General features: G+C 72.1%; 7 protein-coding genes. 5 read left to right on the top strand and 2 right to left on the bottom strand.

What is annotated here, in order from left to right:
- The 5 genes from VFH10_RS14950 to rodA form a co-directional block, all read left to right on the top strand.
- On the top strand, positions 1–540 hold a 540-nt coding region (locus VFH10_RS14950), incomplete at its 5' end, for a rod shape-determining protein (protein ID WP_325129944.1).
- Between the two features lie 12 nt (positions 541–552).
- Entirely contained in the window at positions 553–1,446 is an 894-nt protein-coding gene (gene mreC / locus VFH10_RS14945; protein WP_325129942.1) for a rod shape-determining protein MreC, read from the top strand.
- Entirely contained in the window at positions 1,443–1,955 is a 513-nt protein-coding gene (mreD, locus tag VFH10_RS14940; protein ID WP_325129940.1) for a rod shape-determining protein MreD, read from the top strand. Before mreC ends, mreD begins: the two co-directional genes overlap by 4 nt.
- On the top strand, positions 1,955–4,126 hold the full coding sequence (gene mrdA, locus VFH10_RS14935; protein ID WP_325129939.1) for a penicillin-binding protein 2: 2,172 nt from the start codon (positions 1,955–1,957) through the stop codon (positions 4,124–4,126). The genes mreD and mrdA overlap by 1 nt, the downstream gene beginning before the upstream one ends.
- The gene (rodA, locus tag VFH10_RS14930) at positions 4,123–5,331 is read left to right on the top strand and encodes a rod shape-determining protein RodA (protein ID WP_325129937.1); all 1,209 of its coding nucleotides are present in this window, start codon (positions 4,123–4,125) and stop codon (positions 5,329–5,331) included. The genes mrdA and rodA overlap by 4 nt, the downstream gene beginning before the upstream one ends.
- Before the next feature lie 28 nt (positions 5,332–5,359).
- Here the strand turns inward: rodA and VFH10_RS14925 are convergent, their stop codons facing one another.
- Positions 5,360–6,982: an MBL fold metallo-hydrolase gene (locus tag VFH10_RS14925; RefSeq protein WP_325129935.1), complete on the bottom strand. Its 1,623-nt coding sequence runs from the start codon at positions 6,980–6,982 to the stop codon at positions 5,360–5,362.
- Between the two features lie 257 nt (positions 6,983–7,239).
- Positions 7,240–8,358, bottom strand: a complete 1,119-nt coding sequence (locus VFH10_RS14920; protein ID WP_325129933.1) for a S1 family peptidase — start codon at positions 8,356–8,358, stop codon at positions 7,240–7,242.
- Between the last annotated feature and the right edge of the window lie 294 nt (positions 8,359–8,652).

Genomic DNA, 8,652 nt, shown 5'->3' with positions numbered 1-8,652 from the left:
GAGGTCGCGGTCATCTCGCTCGGCGGCATCGTGACCAGCCTGTCGGTCCGCACCGCCGGTGACGAGCTCGACCAGGCGATCATCGCGTGGATGAAGAAGGAGTACTCCCTGATGCTCGGGGAGCGCACCGCCGAGGAGATCAAGATGACCCTCGGCTCCGCCTTCCCGCTGCCCAGCGAGCCCGAGGCCGAGGTGCGGGGCCGCGACATGGTCTCCGGGCTGCCCAAGACCGTCGTGGTGTCCTCGGCCGAGGTGCGGATGGCGCTCGAGGAGCCGCTGCACGCGATCGTCGACGCGGTGCGCACCACCCTGGACCAGACCCCGCCGGAGCTGGCCGGCGACATCATGGACCGCGGACTGGTGCTGACCGGCGGCGGAGCGCTGCTGCGCGGTCTCGACGAGCGGATCCGCCACGAGACCGGGATGCCCGTGCACATCGCCGAGGACCCGCTGCACTCGGTGGCGATGGGCGCCGGCAAGTGCGTGGAGGAGTTCGAGGCGCTCCAGCAGGTCCTCGTCTCGGAGCCCAGGCGGCGGTAGGACCCGATGAGCGTGCCTTCCCCCCACCCGCGCCCGTCGCGGACCGTCGTGGTCCTGCTCCTGCTCGCGTGCTTCACCGTCATCACCCTCGACGTGCGCGGCGGCGACGACTCACCCGTCGAGCCGCTCCGCTCGGCGGTCGGGTCGGTGCTCGGCCCGGTCGAGCGCGGCACCGCCGCGGCCGTCCGTCCAGTGGTCGCCGTGCCCGGCTTCTTCCGCACCACCAAGGGTCTGCGCGACGACGTCGCCCGGCTCGAGGCCGAGAACGCCCGGCTCCGCGGATCCCTCGCCACCACCGACATCGACCGCAACCGCGCGGCCGAGCTCGACGGGCTGCTCGCCGGCGCCCGCAGCACCGGCTACGCGCTCGTCCCCGCGCGGGTCGTGGCGATGGGCCCGGCCCAGACGTTCACGCGCGCGGTGACGATCGACGCCGGCACCTCGTCGGGCATCGCGCCGGACATGACCGTGCTCAACAACGACGGCCTCGTCGGCCGGGTGATCCGGGCCGACCGGACCACCGCCACCGTGCTGCTCATCGTGGACCAGGAGTCCGTGGTCGGCGGCCGGCTCGGCTCCACGATGGAGATCGGCTACCTGCGCGGGCGCGGCCAGCACGGGGACGACGCCAAGCTCGACCTCGACCTCGTGGACCAGTCGGTCACCCCGGCGCGCAACGACGTGCTGGTGACCTGGGGCAGCCGCAACGGCGCGCCGTACGTCGCCGGCGTCCCGATCGGCAAGGTCACCAGCGTGCGCAGCAGCCCCTCGCAGCTGTCCGCCCAGGCCACGATCGAGCCGTACGTCGACTTCACCTCGCTCGACCTCGTCGGTGTCGTGGTCGACCCCGACACCCGCGGCGACCGCCCGGTGATCACCGCCGGGAAGCAGGAGGAGCAGCGATGACCCTGGTCCGCGCCGGCATCCTGGCCGCGCTGCTCGTTGCGGCGGTGTGCCTGCAGGTCGCCGCCTTCCCACACGTGTCCTTCGACGGCGTCGTGCCGAACCTCGCCCTGCTCCTGGTGGTGGCGGCGGCGCTGGTGCGCGGCCCGGACTTCGCCGCCACGCTGGGCTTCTTCGCCGGGCTGGCCATCGACCTCGCTCCGCCGGCCGACCACGTCGCCGGCCGTTGGGCGCTCGCACTCGTGGTGGTCGGCTACGTCGCCGGCAGGGTCCGCCAGGACGCCGGTACGTCGGCTGGTGCCGCTGTCATCACCGTCGCCGCGTCGTCCTTCATCGGCACCTCGCTCTTCGCGCTCAGCGGCATGCTGCTCCACGACCCGGCCGTGCCGGCGACCGAGGCGCTCGCGGTGATCCCGGTCGCGGTGGTCTACGACGTGCTGCTCACCCCGTTCGTGCTCCCGCTCGCCATGCGGTTGTTGCGCAGGATCGAGCCCCATCGGGTCGCGTACTGATGCGGGTCTCGACCGGCGGGGCGGACCGGGTCCGCGCCAGCAGCGCGACCCGGGGAGCGCTGCGTCTCGTGGTCGTGCAGGTGCTGGTGCTCACGCTGTTCGTGACGCTCTTCGCTCGGCTCTGGTACCTCCAGGTGCTCGGTGGCGAGGCCTACCAGGCGAAGGCCGCGGAGCAGTCGGTCCGCGAGCTCGTCGTGCAGCCGGCGCGGGGCCTGATCGTCGACGACATGGGACGCCCGCTGGTCGCCAGCCGCACATCCTGGGTGGTCACGGTCGACCGCACCCTGCTGCACAAGCTCGCCGAGGACGAGCAGGAGACCCTGCTGCGTCGCGTCGCGCGGGTCGTGGGCAGCAGCTACAAGAAGGTGCACGCGCGCACTCTGCTCTGCGGTGAGCCGGGTTCGGTCCAGGGCACCTGCTGGAACGGCTCGCCCTACCAGCCGGTGCCGGTCGCCGAGGACGTCCGGCAGCAGGTCGCCGTCTCGATCATGGAGCAGGGCGAGGATTTCCCGTCGGTGCTCGTGGAGCAGCAGAACGTCCGCGCCTACCCCGCGCCGTACGGCATCAACGCGGCACACCTGCTGGGCTACCTGAGCCCCATCACCGAGGACGAGCTCGACCGCGCCGAGGCACGCGACGACACCTCGGTGCACGGCGCCTCCGTGGTGGGCCGGGCCGGCGTCGAGAAGCAGTACGACCGCTTCCTGCGCGGCCAGCCGGGCTACAAGTCCGTCGCCGTCGACTCGATGGGTCGCGTGCTCGGCACGACCGGCGAGACCGAGGGCCAGGTCGGCGACACCCTCGTCACCTCGATCGACGCGCGGGTGCAGGCGGTGGTCGAGCAGCAGCTCGCGCAGACCATCAAGACCGCGCGGCAGACCCGCGACACCGTGACCGGACGCAACTACGTCGCCGACTCCGGCGCGGCCGTCGTGCTGGACGCCACCAACGGCCGGGTGGTCGCGATGGCCGGCCTGCCGACCTACGATCCCGGCGTCTGGGTGGGCGGCATCTCGTCCAAGGCCCTGTCCCGGCTGTACTCGAAGAAGGCCGGTACGCCGCTGCTGTTCCGTGCCACCCAGGGCCAGTTCGCCCCCGGCTCCACGTGGAAGCCGTTCATGACCGCGGGTGCGCTCTCGCACGGCTACGACTACGACACCCGGCTGAACTGCTCCTCGGCGTTCCAGGTCGGCAACCGCGCCTTCAAGAACTACGAGTCCGGCGCCTACGGCTACATCGGCTTCGACAAGGCGCTGCAGGTCTCCTGCAACACCTTCTTCTACCGCGTGGGCTACGGCTACTGGGCCCGGCTGGGCAGCGACGTCGACGACGTCAAGGCCCGCGACCCGCTGGTGCGCACCGCGCAGATGTTCGGCTTCGGCAAGGAGTCCGGGATCGACATCCCGGGCGAGGCGCCCGGCCGGATCGCGGACCGCAAGTGGAAGCTCGCCTACTGGAAGTCCAACAAGGACTACTACTGCAAGCTCGGCAAGGAGCCCGGCTACGACTTCCTGCACCGCTTCGCGCGCGAGTTCTGCGTCGAGGGCTTCGCCTACCGCGCGGGTGACGCGGTCAACTTCGCGATCGGCCAGGGCGACACGATCGTCACACCGCTGCAGCTGGCCCGTGCCTACGCGGCCATCTCCAACGGCGGCACGCTGTGGGAGCCGCGGGTGGCCAAGGCGGTGGTCGATCCCGACGGCAACGTCGTGAAGGAGATCAAGCCCAAGCGCGCGTCGCGGGTCAAGGTGACCAAGCGCGACCTGCAGTACATCGACACCGCCCTCCAGGGCACCTCCCGCACCGGCACGATGGCGTGGCGGCTCGTCGACTTCCCGCTCGACAAGGTGCGGATCCGGTCCAAGACCGGCTCGGCCGAGGTCTACGGCAAGCAGAGCACGTCGTGGGTCGCGACCTACGACAAGCGCTACGTCGTGGTGATGATGGTCTCCCAGGGCGGCACCGGGTCCGGCACGTCGGGCCCAGCCATCCGCAAGATCTGGGAGGCGCTGTACGGCGTCAACGGGATGAAGGTCGACCGCAAGGCCGCCGCCCTCCCGGGCGCGAAGCCGCCGGCGCGGCTCCCGGTGTTCGCCGACGACGGGGCGATCCTGCCGCCGATGGCGCGCGGCCCGGAGAAGTCCCGCGACCCCAAGAAGGCGAAGAGATGAGCGCCACCACCTCCGCACGTCCGCGCATCCGCGTCGAGACCACGTCGCGGGTCCGCGGCGTACGCCTCGACTGGGTGATGCTGCTCGCGGTCGCCGGCCTGCTCGCCATGGGAGCGCTGCTCGTGTGGTCGGCCACCTCGAGCCGCGAGCTGCTGGTCGGCGACGACTCGCACGCGTACCTCAAGAAGCAGCTGGTCAACATCGCCATCGGCGTGGTCCTCGCGCTGATGGTCACCGCGACCGACCACCGGTGGGTGCGCATCCTGGCCCCGCTGGTGTACGTCGCATCGGTCGTCGGGCTCGTGCTCGTGCTCGCCATGGGCAGCACCATCAACGGGTCGCGGTCGTGGATCGTGATCGGCGGGCTGTCCGTCCAGCCGGCGGAGTTCGCCAAGCTGGCCGTCGTCATCGGCATGGCCCTGCTCATCGCGGAGCGCACCGAGGGGTCGTTGCGCTCTCGCGAGGTCCGCACCCTCGACGTGGTCGGCATGCTGCTCATCGCGGGCGTGCCGGCCGTGCTGATCCTGGCCCAGCCCGACCTCGGCACCATGCTGGTCCTGACCGCCACCGTGTTCGGCGTGATCGCGGTCTCCGGGGCGCCGAGAGGCTGGCTGCTGGGCCTCGCCGGTGCGGGAGTCGTCGCCGCGGTGGCCGCGGTGCAGGTCGGCCTGCTCGCGGACTACCAGCTCGACCGTTTCCTGGCGTTCACCGACCCGGACCTCGACCCGCGCGGGGCCGGCTACAACACGACCCAGGCCCGCATCGCGATCGGCAACGGCGGCGTGCTCGGCCAGGGGCTCTTCGGCGGCTCGCAGACGCGCTCCGGCTTCGTGCCCGAGCAGCACAACGACTTCATCTTCACCGTGGCGGGGGAGGAGCTCGGTCTGGTCGGCTCGGCCCTGCTGATCCTCCTGCTCGGTGTGCTGCTGTGGCGGGCGCTGTCGATCGCGGCGCACGCCGACGACCTGTTCGGAAGGCTCGCGGCGGCCGGCATCGCGTGCTGGTTCGGCTTCCAGTCCTTCCAGAACATCGGGATGTGCCTGGGGATCATGCCGGTCACCGGCGTTCCGCTGCCGCTCGTGTCCTACGGCGGGTCGTCGATGTTCGCGACCCTGATGGCCGTCGGCCTCCTGCAGAACATCCACTTGCGCAGCGCTGCCGGCATCGGCGTCGCCCCGTCGCGGCTGGTCCGCTCACGCTACTGAGCGGACCGGCCGCGACGGCGGACGACGCTCAGCCCGCGAGGTCGGCGAGGAAGTCCGCGTAGGAGATCACGCCCCCGTGCCCGCCGGCGATCCACTGCACGTCGAGCCCGTTCGCGCGGATCAGGTCGTCGAGCGCCTGCCCGCCGTCACCGGGTGGCGTGCCGGGCGTGTAGACGTCGCTGACGAACAGCACGCCGCCGGTGTGCAGATAGGTCACCGTCATGTCGACCGAGTGCGGCACGTCGAACGGGAACACCTCGACCGGCTGCCGCGAGTCCGTGAGCAGCAGGCTCGCGTCCGAGGGGACCTCCACCACCCGCGCCCGTCGGTCGGTCCGGTCGAGCCGGTCGGGAAGGATGGAGGAGTCGCGCTCGGCGAAGACCTGCCGGAAGAACGGCGCCGCGGCTTCGTGGACGACCGCCCGGGCGCCGCGCGCGACGTACGCCCGTTGGCCGCCGGCGTGGTCGGAGTGGTGGTGCGTGGTCACGACATGAGTGATCGCGGCCCGCGGGTAGCGGTCCCGCACGTACTCGATCACGGCCTCGGCCCGGTGGTCGTGCAGGGCGCCCTCGAGGACGACGACGCCGCTGTCCCGACGTACGACGAGCGAGTTGTTCGCCACGCCGCCGAGCAGGGTCACGCCGGGGACGACTCGCTGCGGGTCGATCGTGGTCTGCCCGCCGTCCTTGATGAACCCGAGGTTCACGAACGACATGAGCCACTCGCCGGTCTTCTCGCCGATCCGGTAGAGCTCCGCGTCGAAACGCTCGGCATCCACGTCGGACGGGATCCGGAAGACCCTTCCGGTGAACGCCGGGTTCGCGGTGAGGTCCGACCGGACCTCGCGGTGCAGGCGCTCACCGTCGGAGCGGATCGCGACCACCTCGGGGAACCGCAGCCCGTCGCCGGCGGCAGTCCACCGCTGGTAGCGGACGTCGATCCGCACGTCCCGGCGCAGGTAGTCGTGCTGGAGGGTGCGCAGCCGCGTGATCTCCCCGGTGCGGGTGTCCACGAACAGGCGTACCGGCGCGACGGCGTGGTCCAGCACCAGCACCCGGTGCGGCCGGCCGTTCACCGTGCGGGTGCCGGCGTCCTCGGTCGTCCCGGGGCTCCGCAGCGCCTGCCGCAGCAGGACGTGCGGGTTGAGCAGGGCCAGCTGCTCGCGGATCGCGGCGGCCCGGTCACCCGTCATCGGCTTCCTCGCAGCGGGCGAGAAGTTCGCGTCGACGCCCCGGATGAACCCTCGGCGTCCGTTGACCACCTCGTGCACGTTGCGGTCCGCCCCGACCGAAGTGCGTACCGCATCGACCCGCACGCCGTTGCCGCTGCCCGGGGTGCCGAGCCGGTAGCGGACCCGCTGGTCGAACGACGAGCCGGGTGACGCCGGTCCGCCCGGCCGCAGGCCCTCGTCGTGGATCCACGCTCGACCCGACGCGGTGTACTCGAACGAGCGCAGGCCGGCCAGTGCCTGGGCGCCGCCGACAGCGCGGACGGCGAGCCGCAGCGCCGGTCCTCCCGGGGCGGCGAGGCTCGCGGTCCGCGAGCCTGCCTGTCCGGGTGGCGCGCCGACCGCCGGCACCAGGCCGGCGAGACTCACGGACAGGGCCAGGGCGCCGGCCGCGGCGGCGCCTACGGGCTTGCGGATGGTCATGGCTCCCCCTGGGGGTCGGTGGGCCGCACCGGACCGGCAGGATCTGGTCAGCCCGGACTCTGGATCGTGCCCGTTCACCGAAGCACGCTGCGCCGCGCGGATGCATGACCCGACCGGGTCATCAACGGCCGGAATTCCCCGAAGTCGTCCGCTGGGTGCACGTGAGTGTCCGGCCGCCGAGACGGGGGCGGCGCCCCGGCCGTCGATGCGAGGACGACCGAGGCGCCGTGGCGGGGGTTGCTACCCGCTCGGTGCGGTCAGTAGACGCTCACCCCGTAGCGGCCGAGCGCCTCGGTGACGGGCTGGAAGAACGTCGTACCTCCCGAGCTGCAGTTGCCGCTGCCGCCGGAGGTGAGGCCGAGCGCGGTGCTGCCGGCGAACAGCGAGCCACCCGAGTCGCCGGGCTGGGCGCAGACATTGGTCTGGATCAGCCCGCTCACCGACCCCTCGGCGTAGTTCACGGTGGCGTTGAGCGCCTGCACGTAGCCGCCGTACCAACCGGTGGTGCTGCCGCTGCGGGTGACGTACTGCCCGACGTAGGGGTTGCCCGCGCCGGTGATGTCGCGGTAGCTGCCGTTGTAGAGGTAGACGTTGCCGGCGCCGGGAGAGGCCGAGTAGCGCACGATGCCGTAGTCGTTGCCCGGGAAGCTGGTGCCGGCCCGGGTGCCGAGCAGCGAGGTCTGGCTCGAGTTTGCGTACCAGTTGGCGCCGATGTTGGTGCAGTGCCCCGCGGTGAGGAAGTAGTAGGTGCTGCCGCTGCGCACGTTGAAGCCGAGCGAGCAGCGTCCGCCACCGGCGTAGATCGCCTGACCGCCCGAGACCGTCGTGCTGAAGGTGCCTCCCACACGCTCGACGCGGACCGCGTCACCGAAGCGCTCGACGACGCTGTCGACGTGGGCGGCGTCTGCATCGGAGACCGTGCCGTCGAGGGAGACGACGACCTGGTTGGCCGCGTGGTCGACGGCCCAGCCGGTGCCCGGGGTGGACACCTCCTGCTCGAGGGCCCCGGTCGCGGCGGCGAGGTCGGCCTCGGAGTGCTTGACCACACGTACGACGACGTCGGCGGGCGCGCTGCGGCGGGCCTTCGCGGCCGCGGCCCGGTCGCTCACGTTGACGACCATCGTCTCTCGTTCGCGGTCGAACCAGACGCCGGCAGCGTCGGCGCCCACGTCGCGAGCCGTGGCGCGGGCGGCGCGAGCCTCCTGCATGCCGGCGTCGGCGCGGGCGACCTCGGCGCGGGCGGGGTCTGCCGCCGCGGACGGGCCGTCGTTCGGAGCCGCCGGAGCCGGCGCCGCGACGAGCGCGGAGACGGCCGTCGCCAGGGCCGCGGACGCGACCAGGGCCACCTTTTGGCGGCGGGGGTGGATGGATCTCATGGGGATCTCCCTTCGAGGGAGGGCGCACCCGATGCACGCCCTCTCGCCGCCGACAGCCGCCGAACGGGGCCGGTAGCTGGGGGCGGAGGACCCCTCGCGGTGGCGTCGGCCTTGCAGAGGTACCACTGTCTAGACCGGGCCTCAAGGGTGCAGAGGACTGCACGTTCGTGCGCTGCACGAACATGAACGTCCGCGCCTCGTGACCGCCTCCGGGCCCGGCACTAGTTTCCGAGGACTCGCCGAGGACGGCACCCATCCGACTCGGCGACAGCACTGGTCAGGGTGCGGCAACCG

Origin of the sequence: Nocardioides sp., assembly GCF_035697785.1 — a bacterium.
Classification (GTDB): Bacteria; Actinomycetota; Actinomycetes; order Propionibacteriales; family Nocardioidaceae; genus Nocardioides_B.
The sequence above is the reverse complement of the archived record's forward strand: the minus strand, read 5'-3'. Positions and strand labels throughout refer to the sequence as shown.

Excerpts from the sequence above, each read along its gene's own strand:
- mrdA (WP_325129939.1), top strand. The coding sequence starts at position 1,955 with ATGCGGGTCTCGACCGGCGGGGCGGACCGGGTCCGCGCCAGCAGCGCG.
- VFH10_RS14925 (WP_325129935.1), bottom strand. The coding sequence starts at position 6,982 with ATGACCATCCGCAAGCCCGTAGGCGCCGCCGCGGCCGGCGCCCTGGCC.
- rodA (WP_325129937.1), top strand. The coding sequence starts at position 4,123 with ATGAGCGCCACCACCTCCGCACGTCCGCGCATCCGCGTCGAGACCACG.
- VFH10_RS14920 (WP_325129933.1), bottom strand. The coding sequence starts at position 8,358 with ATGAGATCCATCCACCCCCGCCGCCAAAAGGTGGCCCTGGTCGCGTCC.
- mreD (WP_325129940.1), top strand. The coding sequence starts at position 1,443 with ATGACCCTGGTCCGCGCCGGCATCCTGGCCGCGCTGCTCGTTGCGGCG.